This window comes from Burkholderia sp. MR1-5-21 (assembly GCF_053427715.1).
Map to the genome: position 1 here is coordinate 1 of NZ_JBSAXD010000179.1, position 229 is coordinate 229.

A 229-nucleotide genomic window follows, 5' to 3' on the forward strand; every position below is an offset into this window, starting at 1 on the left:
GAAGCGCAAGTTCATCTTCCGCACGATCGGCCGTGACGACCAGCAAGGTCCGGCCGCCGCGAAGTACATCATCAACAACGTGAAGCCGAAGAAGGTCGCGGTGCTGCACGACAAGCAGTCGTACGGCCAGGGCATCGCGTCGTCGGTGAAGAAGGACCTCGAAGCCGCGAAGATCCCGGTCGTGGTGTTCGAAGGCATCAACGCCGGCGATTCGGACTACTCGGCAATC

The 229-nt window shown here is 61.1% G+C and carries 1 pseudogene; it reads left to right on the forward strand.

The window, feature by feature from the left end:
* A pseudogene (locus ACV229_RS40975) lies at nt 1–229 on the forward strand (leucine ABC transporter subunit substrate-binding protein LivK); the annotation flags it as partial.